Raw genomic sequence first — 16,390 nt, forward strand, 5'->3', positions numbered from 1 at the left:
ATTTCGAACTGAGATAAATTGGCCAGTTCTTTCCGAAAGATAACCGGATCAATTACAACCCCATTGCCTACTACATTGACAGCTTCCTCGTGGAAGATCCCGGATGGGATGGTGTGTAAAACGTGTTTAATTCCGTCAAATTCTAGGGTATGCCCTGCGTTGGGGCCACCTTGAAAGCGCGCTATGATATCGTAATTTTTTGTTAGTACGTCAACTATCTTGCCTTTTCCCTCGTCTCCCCATTGAAGTCCTAGAAGTAAATCTACCGCCATGTATCTGTATTCGTTTATTGGTTTGTTTTTTCTTTTTGATTTCTGGTGCCGTAAAAATAAAGCGAATGATTGCTTATTTTGATATCAAAAACCTCTTCTATCGTCTTTTTAATAGATTGAATGCGTGGATCACAAAATTCTACCACTTCTCCGGTATCGGTCAGGATCACATGATCGTGCTGCCTGTCAAAATAGGATTTTTCGTATTGCGCCTGATTCTTTCCAAATTGATGTTTTCGCACCAATTTACAATCGAGTAACAATTCGATGGTATTGTACAGAGTGGCCCTGCTAACCCTGTAATTCTTGTTCTTCATTTTAATGTAGAGCGATTCTATATCAAAATGATTGTCACTCTCATAGATCTCCTGCAAAATAGCGTATCGCTCGGGCGTTTTTCTATGCCCATTATCCTCCAGAAAGGAAGTAAATACGTTTTTAACGATCTCTTGATCCTTGTTTCCCATGATGGTAGCTTAGGCTGCGACGTGCTACAAATGTACAGCTAAAAAAATAAAATGTATGGACTTTTGAACTGCGAAATTACTGCTTGGATATGGAGTGATATTAGCTTCTGCTTACCTTGTCTATTCCAGGTACTCCCTTTAAATTTTGAATCAATTTTTTTAAGATATCTTTATTTTTTACAACCACGGTGATCTTGCCAGTAAAGGTTCCGCTGTCTGTATCGAAGTTGAGATTCTTCATGTTCACATGCATGTTGTCTGAGATGATCTCTGTGATATTATTGATAAGTCCCAAGTTGTCAATTCCAGTGAGTTTGATCTCTGCTGTAAATTCTTCCTGAGTAGAATCGATCCATTTGGCACTGATGATCCTGTATGCATAATTAGACTGCAGGGATATAGCATTCGGACAATTCTTTTTGTGCACTTTAATGCCATCATTAACACTGATAAAACCAAAGACAGTATCCCCCGGGATAGGATTGCAGCATTGAGAAAGTTTATACTCCAACTTCTCTTCTTCCTTCCCAAAGACCAGCATATCAAATTTGGAGGTGATCTCATCCTTCTCTATATCCTCAAGGACGGGCTTTTTCCGCATTCTGTTCTTGAAGAAACTGATGAATGCATTGTTATATGAGGATGCAAAATCCTTGATCTTTTGGTTGTCGATAGCCCCAATGCCTATCCTGTAGAATAGATCCAGGCTGGTTTGCAGCTTAAAATAAGCCACCATTTTATTGATAGAATCCTCATTCAGCGTAACTTTTTGCGACTTTAATTTTCTTCGCAGGGTTTCTTTTCCATCTGCTGCGATGGATTTCTTTTCATCTCGCAGGGAAGCTCTGATCTTAGACCTTGCACGTGCGGTTGTCGCATACTCTAGCCAGTTTTGATTGGGTTTGGCATTGTCTGAAGTTATAACCTCTAACTGGTCTCCACTTTTTAAAACTGTACTCAGAGGGACTAATTTGCCATTTACCTTTGCCCCTCTGGTGCGCATTCCTACTTCTGTGTGAATACTAAAGGCAAAATCGAGGGGAGTGGCACCTTTAGGAAGCGAGATAAGTTCTCCTTTAGGCGTAAAAACAAAGATTTCCTTAGAATAGAGGTTGAGTTTAAATTCCTCAACAAAATCTACGGCATTCCCATTAGAGCTTTCGAGAGCTTCATGTAATCTGTTAAGCCATTCTTCTATTCCTTGTTCTTTTTGATCACCGTGCTTGTATTTAAAATGTGCAGCATATCCTTTTTCAGCGATCTCATGCATACGTTGGCTGCGGATCTGCACTTCTACCCAGCGTCCCTGCGGCCCCATCACTGTAATATGTAATGCCTCATATCCCGTAGACTTGGGAGAAGAGATCCAATCTCGCAAACGTATCGGGTTAGGAGTAAAATGGTCTGTTACTATGGAATAGATCTTCCAAGCCAGGAATTTTTCATTTTCCCTATCAGAATGATATATAATTCGGATAGCAAACTTGTCATAGATCTCATCAAAGGCAACATTCTGCATATTCATTTTTCGGCGGATGGAGAAGATAGACTTCATCCTGCCCTTAATCTCATATTCTAATTTTTCCTTGTCCAGGGAGCCCTTGATAACTGCAGTAAAATCATCGATGTATTTTTGTTGCTCTTCCTTTGTATGCTCAATCTTCTTTGAAATATCAAAGTATACTTCTGGTTCTGTATACTTTAGACTGAGATTTTCTAACTCAGTTTTAATGTTGTACAGGCCAATCCTATGGGCCAGAGGGGCATAGATATAAAGGGTTTCAGAAGCCAGTTTCACTTGCTTGTCTTCCGGCATGGAATCCATTGTAAGCATGTTATGGTACCTGTCTGCGATCTTGATGATGATCACACGAACATCATCATGAAGCGTTAGCAGCATTTTACGGAAGTTCTCTGCCTGCTGAGAAATATTGGTATCCTTATTAAGATGCGCGATCTTGGTAAGTCCGTCTACGATACGTGCTACCGTCTCGCCAAAGAGTCGCTCAATATCATCGAGAGTATATTCTGTGTCTTCAACCACATCATGTAGCAGTGCCGAAGCAATGGAAACAGCATCTAATCCAATTTCTGATGCTACGATCTTAGCAACGGCGATAGGATGAAAAACATAAGCTTCACCAGATTTACGGCGTTGATTTTTATGTGCATCTACAGCAACGTCAAAAGCAGACCTGATCAATTTTTTATCATCAGGTGACAGCGTTTGATAGCTAATACGAAGTAGTTCTTTGTACTGTTTAGCTATTTCCCGGTTCTCCTTATCAATGACGGCTTCACTCCTCATAACTTAAAATTACCACAATCTTTTGGAGTTACCAACAAAAATCATGCCTTGAGGTTACGTACTCTATTGATCAGTGGAGGGTGAGAATAGTGCATAAAAACATAGGCAGGGTGGGGAGTAAGGTTGCTGAGGCTATTGCGTGAAAGCTTCTTTAAAGAGCTAATGAGTGGACTAGCTTCAAAGGTGTTCTTTGCGTAATTATCTGCCTGGTATTCAAACTTTCTGGAGATATAATTCATGGCGAGCCCTGTGAGTTGTGAAATAGGACTATAGAGAATTCCAAAGCCTATCAGTGCCGCGTGAAAGCTGGGAATGCTCACGCCTATTGACATGGATACAGCGGGATTATTGATAAATAAGGACAATACAAATAGCGTTAGCCCGGTAAGAGCAATCGATGCTGAAAGGTTTACTACAATATGTTTCCTTTTGTAATGGCCCACCTCATGAGCCAACACCGCTACGATCTCCTCTTCTTCCAGGTCGTTTATCAGGGTATCATAAAGGGTGACCCTTTTTTCCTTCCCAAAGCCTGAAAAATAGGCATTAGACTTGGTAGATCTTTTGGAACCGTCTATGACATAAACATTTTTTAATTCAAATCCCACCGTATGCGCATACCCTTGTATCTTCTCTTTAAGTCCACCCTCTTCCAAGGGGGTTTGTTTATTAAAAAGTGGCACAATGAGCCTGCTGTAGAACAGATTCATAAAGATGGTAAAAACAGCGATGAGCCCCCAGGCGTATAACCAAAAGGAGGTGCCAGCCAATTGGAAGAACCAAATAACCACAGATAAGATGCCCCCTCCCAGAATTGCAAGCATACCCCAACCTTTAAGCTTATCAAGAAAAAAGAGTTTCCGGGTGCTCTTATTGAAGCCGTATCTTTCTTCGATCACAAAGGTTTGGTAATAAGAAAAAGGGGTTGTGATAATATCGCTCCCAAGCATTATGATCCCAAAAAAAAGGAGTGCCATAGGGATAGGATGATCCGTATAAGAACGCACTAGTCTATCTACCCATTCAAACCCACCAAACCCTAGAAAACAGAGAGTTAGAACAAGGGAAAATGTAGAGGTGATCAATCCAAATTTGTAGTTGGTTTGTTTGTAGGTCTGCGACTTAGTATAGGCTTCTGCATCATAAACATCCGAGAGCTCAGAAGGGATAGGCTCCTTGAATTTTTTGGCGTTCAAATAGTCCATCAGGGTTTCTATCAGAAACTCTGCAATTAGAATTGTAAAAATTAAATAGAATAGGGAATTACTACTCATATGTTAGCTGTGGTTGTAATGTTATCTCGCAGCTAATTTCGCTGGCGTTTCGCTTCAAAGATAAGGATTGCTGCAGAGACAGAGACGTTCATAGAATCTATAGATCCTTCCATCGGAATAATAATTTGTGCGTCTGCTTTAGAAAGCCATTCATCAGACAAACCAGTGGATTCGGTTCCTACCACCAGGGCTGTGGCCCCTGTAAAATCTGCTTTGGTATAAGCTGCCTTTGCTGATAATGCAGCTGCAAATATGCTGATTTTATGCCCTTCCAGGAAGTCAATGATCTCGGAAGTATTTCCGGTAGCTATCGGGACAGTAAAAACACAGCCTACGCTAGACCTTATAATATTGGGATTGTAAATATCACTCTTTGGATTGGCAATTATTATTGCATCCAGATTTGCAGCATCAGCTGTGCGCAGTAAGGCTCCAATATTCCCGGGCTTTTCCGGTGCCTCTGCCACTAGTATCAAAGGATTCTTTGGTAAGGATAGCTTGTTTAGCCCATGGCTCTTAGCCTTGGCTATGGCCAGTACCCCTTCCGTTTTTTCCCGGTAGGCTAGTTTTTGATAAACCTCTTTGGAGATCTCTACCAACTCGGGTTCTTTGGCGGAATTTTCAATAAGAGATTCCACCTCCTGTAACGAAAAAAATTCAGGGTAAAAGAATACAGAATCTATCTGGTAACTGCCATTTATGGCCATTTCCAATTCGCGCTGACCCTCTAGAACAAAGGTACCGGTTTGGACACGCTCCTTCTTTTTTTCTTTTAGCTGCATCATCTTTTTGATCGATGCATTTTGAGGACTCGCTATGTGTTTTACTGCCTGCATAGGAGCAAAAATAGTGCAATCTGTAAACTTTGATTAGATTATCCGACCTTTATAGGAAAAACAGATAGAAAATGAACACAAGAACTTTAATATTACTTCTCTCCTTAGCTTTTATAGGATGCAAAGAAGCTCCCAAAGAAGCAGAGAACACGCAAAAGCCAACGGAAAAGGAAGTGAAAATAGAGGAGGCCTTGTATCCTGCCGAACTACAGCAGGTCTTCGATACTCATGGTGGATTAGCAGTATGGAAGCAACAACGTATTCTTTCATATGACATACCAAAAAAATTGGGGGATGAGTCTCATACGATCGATCTGTACACGCGTAAGGATATTGTAGAAACCGATGCTTTTAAATTGGGTTATGACGGCTCTGATGTTTGGCTGTTAGACCCTAACGGCAAATACAAAGGAGACCCGGTATTCTATCATAATTTGATGTTTTATTTCTATGCCATGCCCTTTGTTCTGGCAGATGACGGGATTCGATATTTTGAAACTGAACCCCTGATCTATAAAGGAAAAGAATACCCCGGCATTGGTATTGGGTATCAAAATGATGTAGGAACCTCCCCGGAAGATGAGTATTTTATTCATTATGATCCAAGCAATCACCAAATGGCATGGTTGGGCTATACGGTAACCTATAGAACAGGTGAAAAGTCTGATGATATCCACTGGATACGGTATGATAACTGGACCAACATAGAGGGTGTGGTATTACCAAAATCGATAAGCTGGTATACTGTTGAGGAAGGAAGGGTAGGGGAGCTCAGAAATACGGTTACTTTCGAAAATATTGAGCTCAGCAAAGATGCTGTAAAAGAGGCCATTTTTATGAAACCAGAAGGGGCGGAGGTCAGACTTCCGGTGCAGCCAGGTAACTAATTAAAAGTATAAAAAAATGGCGAGGATATTCAGATTATCCAAATACCCTCGCCTTTCTAATTCCTTGTTCTAATTCTGACTATACTTGCCCATATATCTTTTCCAGAGCTCAGTCTGATGGGTTTCTAACGATAGTTCACGACCGTCAATAAATGCATTGGAAAGTTGATTTCCACGCATATCGAGCGCATCGCCTTCAGAAACGAAGAGGGTGGCACTTTTTCCTACAGCCAGGGTACCGTACAAATCGTCGATCCCTAAGATCTTAGCAGTATTTCCACTAATAAGCTGCAAGGCCTTTTCTTTTTCAAGTCCCTGGCCAACTACTTGTCCGGCGTAAAAAGGTAGATTCCGAGTCTGAAAATTAGAGGCATCTGCATTTTGCAAACCAACTAGCAATCCGCCGTCTACCAACAATTTTGGAAGTTTATAGGTGAAGTCATAGTCATCATCTGCAAAATCTGGCAGTGTATGTGTATAATTTACGAGGACAGGAATATCGTGTTTCTTTAGGAAATCGGTGATCCTGTGGGCGTGATATCCTCCTACTAAAACCAAGTTCTGCACCCCTGCTTCCTTCAAGGCAGTGATAGCATCAATGATCTGTTTCTCATCCTGAGCGTATACAAACAGCCTTTGGGATCCAGTAAAAATACCCCGGGAGGCTTCAAATGCAGGGTTTACACTTGTAGTTTTGCCTTTTCCGTAGGCATTGGCATTCCTAAGAAAGGAAAGTATTTCCTCTACTTGTTCACTATAGTCCTTGTTAGGCTGATATCCACGTGGTTCTCCCATCCACCAGCGACCTCTTCTGAATGTGCTGGGCCAATTAAGGTGAATACCATCGTCTACTTTAACAGCCGCATCTTCCCAGTTCCAGGCATCGAATTGAACAATAGAGGAAGTTCCGGAGATCCTTCCTCCCTTAGGGGTGACCTGCCCGAGTAACACACCATTTGGACGCATACTTTCCACTACTTTAGACTCAGCATTATAGGCAATAAGACTGCGTATATGAGGAATCATTGCGCCAATTTCATCCTGGTCATTACTGGCCCTTACCGCATTAACCTCAATTAATCCCAGCGATTTCCCCGGGGCAATAAATCCCGGATATAAATGCTTACCACTGGCATTGATCACTTTTCCTTGAGGAGCAATTCCGGCACCTAGGGCAGTGATCTTACCATTGGTAAAGATCAGGGTGCAATTGTCTATCTTAGTACCATCTCCAATATGAGCTGTAGCGCCGGTAATTGAAATGGTCTCTGTCTGTGCAGAGGCAGGGGTTTGTTGCCCAAGGCCTGTTTGAATAAACCCTATGAGTAGGGCAACGACTATATATTTAATTTTTCTCATGTCTTTCTGATTATAAACTGTCACAATTAAATCGTTCTTTTTTGCTTTGTGTTGGCCGTTTCGTTTTACCGCCACCATCTTTCTCTGCCACCATCATCTTAACCAACTTGGCGCGTTCTTTTTTTATGGATTCGCGTAAATCCATGTCCTGTTCCAGATCAAAATAGGTTGTTCCCTGAATAATAGTCTTTTCAGCTTTGGCATACACAGATAGCGGATGTGCATTCCACAAGACAAGATCGGCCTCTTTACCCTCTTTGATGCTTCCAACACGGTCATCAATATGCAATAATTTAGCAGGATTAATGGTCACCATTTTCCAGGCTTCCTCTTCGGACATACCACCGTATTTAACTGTCTTGCCGGCTTCCTGGTTTAAACGCCTGGACATTTCGCCATCATCACTATTGATAGCTACGGTAACACCCTGACTGGCCATATACTTTGTATCCTTCCAGAATATGGGTAAACGTATTCACCTTAAAATCAAATTTATCTGCTACTTTCATCAGCATATTGATCTCACTCTGAACATAGGAATGACAGCTGATATAACGTTCCCCATTGAGGATCTCAACCAGTACTTCCATTTCTTCATCATATCTATATGCTTTTCCACTTTTTTTCAGAGCCTCGTATTCCTTAGCTCTTTGGAAGTAGTTTACAAAGACCTGTTCTACGCCCATTCTGGTTTGAGGAAATCGGCTATAACTTTCCCAGTTGCTTTGTTTTACGTTTTCACCGAGGGCGAATTTTATAAACTTAGGGGAGTTCTCAAAGATCAGTTTCTCAGCCGGCTCTCCCCATTTGAGTCGGAGAATAGCTGACCGGCCCCCAATTGGGTTCGCAGATCCGTGAAGCAATTGAACAGTAGTTACACCACCGGCTAAGTTGCGATATAGGTCTATATCTTCGGAATCTACCACATCGGTCATTTTAACTTCTGCAGATGAATTCTGTCCGGCCTCATTGATGGCCAAACCTGCAATATGGCTGTGTTCATCTATGATTCCGGCTGTCAGGTGTTTCCCGGTTGCATCGATCACTTTGGCATTTCCCGCATTCAGATCTTTACCAATTTTGGAGATCTTTCCACTCTTGACCAATACATCGGTATTTTCCAACACCCCGGTAGCTTCACCGGTCCAGACAGTAGCATTCTTAAAGAGCATATCTTGTGCTACTTGTTTTTGAGGGTATCCGTAGCCTACGTTCGGAAAGGTAACAGGCATAACGTTGGGCGCTTCCGCAGCTGTATCCTTTTCGTCTTTCGATTTATCTGATGGGCCTTCTGTTCTTGAAGCCGTAAATGAACCATCCCCTCCATCGGGCAACAACAGTCTTCCTTTTAAATTATCTTCTCCCGAAGTAACTTTAGCAGTCATTCTATAGGTTTCCGCTTCAGCTGTATTAAAGGATAAGGTGATCCAATCGCTATCGTATTTAAATGTGGATGTTAGTTTTACTGTATCTAGTTTTACTTCTGCCTTGGGTTTGGAAGGCTCGCCAGTAATTGCAAGAGCATACATATTGCCTCCAACAGAGAGGTTGTAAGTGCCTCTGATATCCTTTTGATCCATGGCATTTACAATATTCTTCTCTCCTTGCACCCAATTCTCGTATAAGGTGGTCTCCTTATCAAAGATATTCCCGGAAGTAATAAGGAAATTAGCATAACGTCCTGTTTGCAAACTTCCAATAGAATTTGCCTTTCCTAATAAGGATGCAGGTCTACTGGTTAACGCTTCCAGGGCCTTGGACTCAGATAAGCCATATTCAATGGCCTTCATTACTTTTTCCTTTAAGGTAGCCGGACTTTTTAATTCGTGCAGCGTAAAACTGAAAGAGATATCATTGTCTGCTAACACCTTTGGATTTGAAGGTGCCTGATTCCAGAAACGCATATCCTTTAGTGTTACATAATCTGCCTGATAGGGATCTGAAACATCCATAGCATCCGGGAAATTGATTGGAATGATCAATTTTGCATTGGTTGCTTTGATCTCGTTGATGATCTCAAATTCGTTCCCACCGCCGAGGATGGCGTATTGCATCCCGAAAGTGTCACCTATCTTATCTGCCCGTAGAACATTTCCGGCATTGCCTGCCGCAAAGATCTGTACTAAGCCGCTATTGGCCAATAAGGCTTCAAGAGATCTGTCCTTGGTGTCTATATTTCCTTTTTGATACCATGAGGCATCATGATACATTTGACGCAGTAAGGCCATAGACCCCATAAGAGAAGTAGGGTACGATTGACTTTTTATTACACTTTTGTCAAATGAAAAATATTGGGAAGAATTGTCATCTAAGATCCGCTCGGCATCATTTCCTTCTGATTTTAAGGCAATTAGAACTCCCGTTCCTCTTGCAATCCCATCTTGAATATGTGAATTTACAACGCCAAATCCCGCCTCTCGCAGGGCCTTGGCACTTTTATCATCGTATTTAAATTTGGTGATCGCATTGGCCTCTGCCATGATATGATCGTTCCAGTAGAAACCTTCTCTTGTAGGGTCATATTGAGGAGATCTACGACCTCTTGAAGGTCTTTTGGGCTGTTCTACGCCAAAAGTGGAGTAAACATCTATAAAAGAAGGATAGATGTTTTTTCCTTTAAGATCTACTTGCACCGTATTCTGAGGTATGTTTACAGCGGTACCCACTGCTGCTACTTTCCCGTCTTTGATAAGAAGTGTGCCTTTCTCAATGATCTGAGTAGGGGTCACATAGATCTTGGCGTTTATAAGAGCCGTGTAATTATTGTTTTTTGCTTTGACCCCATCGTTCTCAGGAAAATAATCCTGAGAAAATAAAGGAGTAGTGCATAGCCAAAAAGCGGCTAGCACAAGAAGTCTCCAATTCATATAGTTTATGTTTTTAAGTTAATGGCCTAAAAATAGACGAACTATAAAGAAAGGAAATGGCATTAGTCTTTTTTTAACATTTAATTGCTCTACAAGAGAACCAGGTGCAATTCTAAAGGGGATTTTCCTGATGATATGCAACGAATAAAGCAACCACCAGGCTGTAGCTCTTAATTCCTTCGGATTGATTATTGGCTTTTAAAAAGAAATTATAAAATGTTTTAAAAAAAGGCTCCATGGGGTTCTCATAGGATACCCAGAATTGGTTCAATTCTTCATAATCTTTTTGTACGCCCCTATGAACGCTGTTGTATAATTCCTGAAAACGGGCTTCATCCTGATTTCTCAATTCTGCTAAACAATAGCTAAGGGCATAAGACAGGGCAGAATATCGTATATATTGATCCTGGTTATTCAATGCCGCCAAATATCCGATGAAATTAGCCTCATTCTCAGCCGCATATCCCATTTGGTGCCCAATCTCATGGCAGCTAACTACCGGGAAGCGGAACATAGGGATCTTCTGGTTCACCTGAGATTCTAGCGTAAAAGGGTTGAGATACCCTCCATATCCCATATATGATAAAAACAGACTGTAAAGTGACCCTTTGATACTGGGGTGTTGATATTGGAAATTTGGTAATAGAGAACTAAGTTGATTATATCCTTGCGCGGTTTTTTTATAGATATCCGAGCGAGAATATGGAATATCTACCTGAACGGTATCAATTGATGTTATTACACTATGTGCAGCATTGGTCTTTTGAACCAATACTTTTGCAAATTCGTCCAATTCTTGTAAGGTATAGTTGGCATTTAGTTCCAAAGTCTTATAAATGGGTTGTCTGTAATAATTAAGTCCCCAAAGAAGATGGAATGAAAAATAGGCAATAGAGAGCACAACTAAAATGTTTCTTATGAATGACAAAGGCTTTAAGCTAATGACCAGACGATTCTGATATATATAGCGCAGTGTAATAATAATTAGAAGCGTATAAAGAACATCTCCCAGAGAAAAAGGTATCCAGCCATATAGCCATCTCATGGCATCGGATATATAGGGATAAAGTCCATTGCTGTAATATTTCTCAACAAACTCGGGCTGATTACTAATCCATTTTATGGCAATAATTTGTAAGATCAATGAAAGTGCGATGCCATTTTTTAAACGGTAGTTCATGGCTATAAAAATACCCAAATTTATGGGTATGTTCTGCTGGTCTCCGTATTTTTGATCTCTAAATTATTTTTATGTCACAGGAAGTACGTCAACTAGAGCCACAGGCTGTATGGAATCATTTTGCAAATCTCAATGCTGTTCCACGACCTTCGAAGAAAGAAGAGCGAGTCATAGCCTTTATGGAAGAATTTGGCGCATCATTGAACCTCCAGACCTTTCAGGATGAAGTAGGAAATGTGATCATCAGAAAACCCGCTACTCCAGGAATGGAGTCTAAGAAAACTGTGGTATTGCAATCTCATTTAGACATGGTGCATCAAAAGAATAACGATACCGAATTCAATTTTGACGAAGATGGCATACAAATGTATGTTGATGCGGATTGGGTTAGAGCTAAGGGTACAACCCTTGGAGCTGATAATGGCATGGGTGTAGCCGCTATTATGGCACTTTTGGAGAGCGATTCTATACCACATCCGGCGCTTGAAGCCTTGTTTACGATCGATGAGGAAACAGGTATGACTGGCGCTAAAGGACTGAAACCCGGAGTGTTGAAAGGGGAGATCTTATTGAATCTGGATACAGAGGAAGATAATGAAATAGACATAGGATGTGCCGGTGGCATAGACATTACTGCTGAAGGAACGTATGAGGAGATAGATCTGCCAAAGGGCAGCACCGGGTATCAACTTACTGTAAATGGACTTAATGGAGGGCATAGTGGGATGGATATACACAGGGGTCTTGGTAATGCGAATAAGATCATGAACCGTCTGTTATACGAAGCTTCAAAGGCTGGAGAAATAGGGATCGTAAATATAGCTGGAGGTGGCCTTAGGAATGCTATTCCCCGTGAAAGTATAGCGCAGTTCGTTATTCTATCCCCTAAGGAAGCAGTAGTGAAGGCCATTCATCATTTGGCGCAGGACATTCAAAAAGAATTGTCCACAACTGAGCCAAAGTTGAAGATTGTGCTACTTGAAAAAAAGCAGGAAGGAAGCTGTATGAAACAAAGCTTTCAAAAGAGTCTTATAGCAGCCCTATATGGAGTTCATAACGGGGTATTTGCTATGAGTGCGGCTGTCGATGGTTTGGTAGAAACTTCCAATAATCTGGCCCGGGTTGAGGTTGGTCATGGGAAGATAAAAATAGGATGTCTTACTCGTTCTTCTGTGGAATCCGGAAAATTTGATCTGGCACAAAGTATAAAAAACGTGTTTCAATTAGCCGGTTACAAAGTAACTCTGAGCGGTGAATACCCGGGGTGGAGCCCTAATCCAAATTCTGAGATCCTTACCGTTCTAAAGTCTCAGTATGAAGAACTATTTAAGCATACCCCGGAGGTGGTTGCCTGCCATGCCGGTCTGGAGTGTGGAATTTTAGGAAGTCATTATCCGGATATGGATATGATCAGTTTTGGTCCCAACATTAAGGGAGCTCATTCCCCGGATGAAAGGGTACAGATCTCATCGGTTCAGAAATTCTGGAAGTTTCTCAAAGTGATACTAACACAAATACCCAATAAATAAAAAAACCCGCATCAGCGGGCTTTTTTTTTTACTCTGTTGCTAAATCTACGATCTCCAGATCGAAGACCAGATTTGCGTTCGGTGGAATAGGGCCACTTCCTTGTTGTCCATACCCTAAATGAGGCGGTATAAATACACGTATCTTGTCACCTACTTTCATGGACATCATCCCTTCTTTAAAACCCGGTATAAGTCGGGCATCCGGACTATAATCCATAGGAAACGGTTCATAACCACCACCATCTTTACGATCTTGATTATATACCTTATATTTTTTGGCCACTTCCTCATAGTTGCTATCAAACATGGACCCGTCTTCAAGATATCCTGCATAATTTACTAATACCTTCTGACCAACTTTTGGCTTGGCTCCGGTTCCTTCATTTAGGATAATTATTTTAAGTCCCGATGGCAAGGCTTCCATTGAATTTTTTTGAGCCAACATTTCCGCAGCAAAATCTGCCTTCATTTTTATCATTGCGGCAATTTCTGCCTCTTCAGCAGCAAAGTAGTCGCTCATGATCTGTACAGCGTCGAAATTCTTGGCTTCCTTCCCGTTCCGGATGATCTCAACAGAATTCATCACCACGTCTACCACGGGCTTGTCTTTCGCCGCAGTCTTTGTAACACCAATTGAATCTACCACTGCCATACCTTCAATTACTTCCCCAAATACGGTATGCACACCATCTAACCATGGGGTGGGCTTCAGGGTAATAAAAAACTGGCTCCCATTGGTTTTAGGTCCGCCATTGGCCATAGCAAGTATTCCTGCTTTATCATGCCTAAGGGAATCAACGAACTCATCCTTAAACCTATACCCAGGATTTCCGGTTCCTGTAGCTGTAGGGTCTCCGCCCTGGATCATAAAATCCTTCATAACCCGATGAAATGTAAGTCCGTCAAAATACTTTTTTTCTTTGTACTCGTCATTTACAAAGGGGCTGTTTCCTTCTGCAAGGGAAATGAAATTTGCCACTGTAACTGGTGTTTTTTCATGTTCGAGCTTTACGATAATATCGCCTTTGTTCGTTTTAATATCAGCAAAGATGCCATCACCCAGATGTGTGTATTGGCTCGATTTACAGCCGGTGAATAAGATGAAAATGGTAGCAAATAGTAGATAAGTATTTTTCATTTTTTGTTTCTATTTATTCTGAATTATTATTTTTTATTGGTTCAATCGCGATGATCGTTATAGTAGCTTTTAGCGGAACATTAACGTCAATTTTATTCTTGTCCCCCAAATAACCATAGCCCAGAGAGGAAGGGAACAAAAAAGTAGCCCTTTCACTTTCTTTTAAAAGTTTAAGACTATTGCGCAATCCCGGAAACAGCTCTTGCTTATCTACTTTGTATGATTGCAGGCCTATTTCCTGTTCACTGTATATGGTGTCATTATTAAATTTAGTAAGTGTATACGTAAAACGCACCAGGTCATCTGTCTGAGGTTTATAAGTTGCCACCTCATTTTTGAGATCGTAGTAATACCAACTCCCATCGGATGTAGATATATAGGTATGAAGACTATCTTTTTGTATGATCTCCTGCATTAATTGCTCTTCGAAAGCCAACAGTTTCTTATTTCTATCAACTGATTCCTTGATAAATGAACCGGAATTAACCTTTACAGGTTTGCGGGGCTCCGGACCCTGACAGGCCATAAGGCCCATTAAAATTAAAAGTGCAGGTATTTTTTTCATGCCAATAATTCGGTTTTGTGGTCCTCCAGCAGGGATCTGAAATACTGTACCGTATCTTCCATACTTTTAGTGCTTTTACCCCCGGCAGCATTCGTATGCCCACCGCCATCGAAATATTTTCGGGCAAATTCGTTCACTGAGAAGCTGCCTTCCGATCTAAAAGAGATCTTAATGATCCCTTCTTCCTTATTTTCGATAAAAATTACTGCAAATCTGATGCCATCCAGCGTAAGTCCGTAGTTCACAAAACCTTCTGTGTCTCCTTTTTTAAATTGATGGGTATCTAGCTCTTCCTGACTCAAAGTTATATATGCTGTGCTGAGTTCAGTTAGGATCACCATATTTTTCAGGGCACAACCCAAAAGATGTAATCTGCTGGCCGTATTGGTGTCAAAAATATTCTTATGGATCTCAGTACTGTGCGCGCCTTTATCTATCAAAGTAGCTACTACCCTATGCGTTTTACCGGTAGTTGAGGCATATTTAAAAGAGCCGGTATCTGTTAGAATGCCTGCATACAAACAATTTGCCATTTCGGAGCTGATCTTGTCGCGATCACCCAAATATTCAATAAAATTATACACCATTTCACAGGTGGAGCTCATGCTAATATCGGAATACTTGATTCTGGCGTATGAATTAGGTGCCTGGTGGTGATCTATCATAATGAAGTCTGCTTTAGCAGCTTCAAATGATGATTGCATTTCTCCAATTCGGCTTAGGTCATTGAAATCCAGGGTGAAAATTATATCAGCTTCTTCGATAAATCCGAGAGAATGTTCGTGTTTTTTCTCAAAAATAAGGATGTTTTCTACGCCCGGCATCCACTTGAGAAACTTGGGAAAATCGTTGGGCACAATAACCTGGGCCAAATGGCCTTGCATATTGAGATAATGCCAGAGAGCCAAGACACTTCCAATGGCATCACCATCCGGGTTTTTATGAGGGGTGATTACAATTTTTTTTGGTGTGGACAGAATTTCCTTAACGAGTTGGATCTCCTCTGAATTCATGGGCGCAAAGATACAATTTAATAATATAGACCTATGTTTTAAAAACCTAATTTTGCATTAATTTACCTGCAGGGAAAGATGTCAAAATACTCCGCTCTCATCGTATTTACATTGCTCTTCACTAGCTGCAAAACAGCAGAGAATACTAAGCGTGCTGCGGAACCTGCTGCAGAGTTTACCATCGCTTTCGGTTCCTGTAATAAGCATACTCTGAAAAACCGATTATGGGATGACATAATTCAATCACGGCCTGATATTTGGATCTGGGGAGGTGACAACATCTATGCAGATACGGACGATATTGCTGTGATTTCAGCCATGTACGAGGCACAAAAAAATATAGAGGGTTACCGCAAACTGAGGACGGAAGTTCCTGTAATCGGCACCTGGGATGATCACGATTATGGTATTAATGACGGAGGTGAGGAATGGCTGGCCAAGGATGGAAGCCAAGAGGCGTTTCTTGATTTTATGGACATTCCCCACAACAGTCCGAAAAGAAAGCAAAAAGGGATTTATACATCGTATGATTACGAGCTACCGGAAGGTCTGGTAAAAATCATCTTGCTTGATACGAGATACTTTCGAGGTCCTTTGACTCCCGATCCTTCAGGAAACAATCGGTATGTTCCCAATACATTCGGAAATGGTGCCATCTTGGGAGAAGTGCAGTGGCAGTGGCTGGAATCAGAACT

13 protein-coding genes and 1 pseudogene are annotated in these 16,390 nt (G+C 41.3%); 3 read left to right on the top strand and 11 right to left on the bottom strand.

From position 1 onward, the window contains the following. The 5 genes from Q0X72_RS12010 to Q0X72_RS12030 all read right to left on the bottom strand — a co-directional run. Nucleotides 1-272, bottom strand: a 272-nt coding sequence (locus Q0X72_RS12010) for an adenylosuccinate synthetase (protein ID WP_297765741.1), incomplete at its 3' end; no start/stop codon positions are given. Nucleotides 273-286: 14 nt separating this feature from the next. Continuing rightward, nucleotides 287-739: a Fur family transcriptional regulator gene (locus tag Q0X72_RS12015; RefSeq protein WP_297765744.1), complete on the bottom strand. Its 453-nt coding sequence runs from the start codon at nucleotides 737-739 to the stop codon at nucleotides 287-289. Between the two features lie 100 nt (nucleotides 740-839). Further along, nucleotides 840-3,047 carry a RelA/SpoT family protein gene (locus Q0X72_RS12020; protein ID WP_297765747.1) on the bottom strand — a complete coding sequence of 736 codons (2,208 nt, stop codon included), beginning with the start codon at nucleotides 3,045-3,047 and terminating at the stop codon, nucleotides 840-842. Nucleotides 3,048-3,088: 41 nt separating this feature from the next. Further along, on the bottom strand, nucleotides 3,089-4,321 hold the full coding sequence (locus tag Q0X72_RS12025) for a M48 family metallopeptidase (RefSeq protein WP_297765750.1): 1,233 nt from the start codon (nucleotides 4,319-4,321) through the stop codon (nucleotides 3,089-3,091). A gap of 32 nt (nucleotides 4,322-4,353) precedes the next feature. Then, entirely contained in the window at nucleotides 4,354-5,157 is an 804-nt protein-coding gene (locus tag Q0X72_RS12030; RefSeq protein ID WP_297765753.1) for an RNA methyltransferase, read from the bottom strand. A 71-nt stretch (nucleotides 5,158-5,228) separates the two neighbouring features. On the opposite strand from Q0X72_RS12030, the gene Q0X72_RS12035 reads away from it, so the two are divergent. Beyond that, nucleotides 5,229-6,044, top strand: a complete 816-nt coding sequence (locus Q0X72_RS12035; protein WP_297765756.1) for a DUF6503 family protein — start codon at nucleotides 5,229-5,231, stop codon at nucleotides 6,042-6,044. 69 nt (nucleotides 6,045-6,113) lie between these two features. On the opposite strand, the gene Q0X72_RS12040 is transcribed toward Q0X72_RS12035, so the two are convergent. From Q0X72_RS12040 to Q0X72_RS12050, 3 genes and pseudogenes are all read right to left on the bottom strand, one after another. Continuing rightward, nucleotides 6,114-7,403, bottom strand: coding sequence for an amidohydrolase family protein (locus Q0X72_RS12040; protein ID WP_297765759.1), 1,290 nt, complete (start codon nucleotides 7,401-7,403; stop codon nucleotides 6,114-6,116). 10 nt (nucleotides 7,404-7,413) lie between these two features. Continuing rightward, a pseudogene (locus Q0X72_RS12045) lies at nucleotides 7,414-10,270 on the bottom strand (amidohydrolase family protein). Nucleotides 10,271-10,382: 112 nt separating this feature from the next. Then, nucleotides 10,383-11,468, bottom strand: a complete 1,086-nt coding sequence (locus Q0X72_RS12050; RefSeq protein WP_297765762.1) for a DUF3810 domain-containing protein — start codon at nucleotides 11,466-11,468, stop codon at nucleotides 10,383-10,385. A 53-nt stretch (nucleotides 11,469-11,521) separates the two neighbouring features. Here Q0X72_RS12050 and Q0X72_RS12055 point away from each other — a divergent pair, with 53 nt between their 5' ends. Beyond that, the gene (locus Q0X72_RS12055; protein ID WP_297765765.1) at nucleotides 11,522-12,979 is read left to right on the top strand and encodes an aminoacyl-histidine dipeptidase; all 1,458 of its coding nucleotides are present in this window, start codon (nucleotides 11,522-11,524) and stop codon (nucleotides 12,977-12,979) included. A gap of 28 nt (nucleotides 12,980-13,007) precedes the next feature. On the opposite strand, the gene Q0X72_RS12060 is transcribed toward Q0X72_RS12055, so the two are convergent. From Q0X72_RS12060 to Q0X72_RS12070, 3 genes are read right to left on the bottom strand one after another with little or no spacing between them, the layout of a single operon-like run. Then, entirely contained in the window at nucleotides 13,008-14,117 is a 1,110-nt protein-coding gene (locus Q0X72_RS12060; protein ID WP_297765768.1) for a peptidylprolyl isomerase, read from the bottom strand. 13 nt (nucleotides 14,118-14,130) lie between these two features. Further along, entirely contained in the window at nucleotides 14,131-14,682 is a 552-nt protein-coding gene (gene gldI / locus Q0X72_RS12065; RefSeq protein WP_297765771.1) for a gliding motility-associated peptidyl-prolyl isomerase GldI, read from the bottom strand. Next, a complete protein-coding gene (locus Q0X72_RS12070; RefSeq protein ID WP_297765773.1) occupies nucleotides 14,679-15,695 on the bottom strand; it encodes a DHH family phosphoesterase in 1,017 nt (338 codons plus the stop codon). Before Q0X72_RS12070 ends, gldI begins: the two co-directional genes overlap by 4 nt. A 78-nt stretch (nucleotides 15,696-15,773) precedes the next feature. On the opposite strand from Q0X72_RS12070, the gene Q0X72_RS12075 reads away from it, so the two are divergent. Next, on the top strand, nucleotides 15,774-16,390 hold a 617-nt coding region (locus tag Q0X72_RS12075; protein WP_297765775.1), incomplete at its 3' end, for an alkaline phosphatase D family protein.

This window comes from uncultured Muriicola sp. (assembly GCF_947258935.1).
In the GTDB taxonomy this organism is placed as follows: domain Bacteria; phylum Bacteroidota; class Bacteroidia; order Flavobacteriales; family Flavobacteriaceae; genus Muriicola.

Coding starts and splice junctions, on each gene's coding strand:
- Q0X72_RS12030 (WP_297765753.1), bottom strand. CDS start 5,157: ATGCAGGCAGTAAAACACATAGCGAGTCCTCAAAATGCATCGATCAAA.
- Q0X72_RS12060 (WP_297765768.1), bottom strand. CDS start 14,117: ATGAAAAATACTTATCTACTATTTGCTACCATTTTCATCTTATTCACC.
- Q0X72_RS12070 (WP_297765773.1), bottom strand. CDS start 15,695: ATGAATTCAGAGGAGATCCAACTCGTTAAGGAAATTCTGTCCACACCA.
- Q0X72_RS12025 (WP_297765750.1), bottom strand. CDS start 4,321: ATGAGTAGTAATTCCCTATTCTATTTAATTTTTACAATTCTAATTGCA.
- Q0X72_RS12055 (WP_297765765.1), top strand. CDS start 11,522: ATGTCACAGGAAGTACGTCAACTAGAGCCACAGGCTGTATGGAATCAT.
- Q0X72_RS12015 (WP_297765744.1), bottom strand. CDS start 739: ATGGGAAACAAGGATCAAGAGATCGTTAAAAACGTATTTACTTCCTTT.
- Q0X72_RS12040 (WP_297765759.1), bottom strand. CDS start 7,403: ATGAGAAAAATTAAATATATAGTCGTTGCCCTACTCATAGGGTTTATT.
- Q0X72_RS12020 (WP_297765747.1), bottom strand. CDS start 3,047: ATGAGGAGTGAAGCCGTCATTGATAAGGAGAACCGGGAAATAGCTAAA.
- Q0X72_RS12035 (WP_297765756.1), top strand. CDS start 5,229: ATGAACACAAGAACTTTAATATTACTTCTCTCCTTAGCTTTTATAGGA.
- gldI (WP_297765771.1), bottom strand. CDS start 14,682: ATGAAAAAAATACCTGCACTTTTAATTTTAATGGGCCTTATGGCCTGT.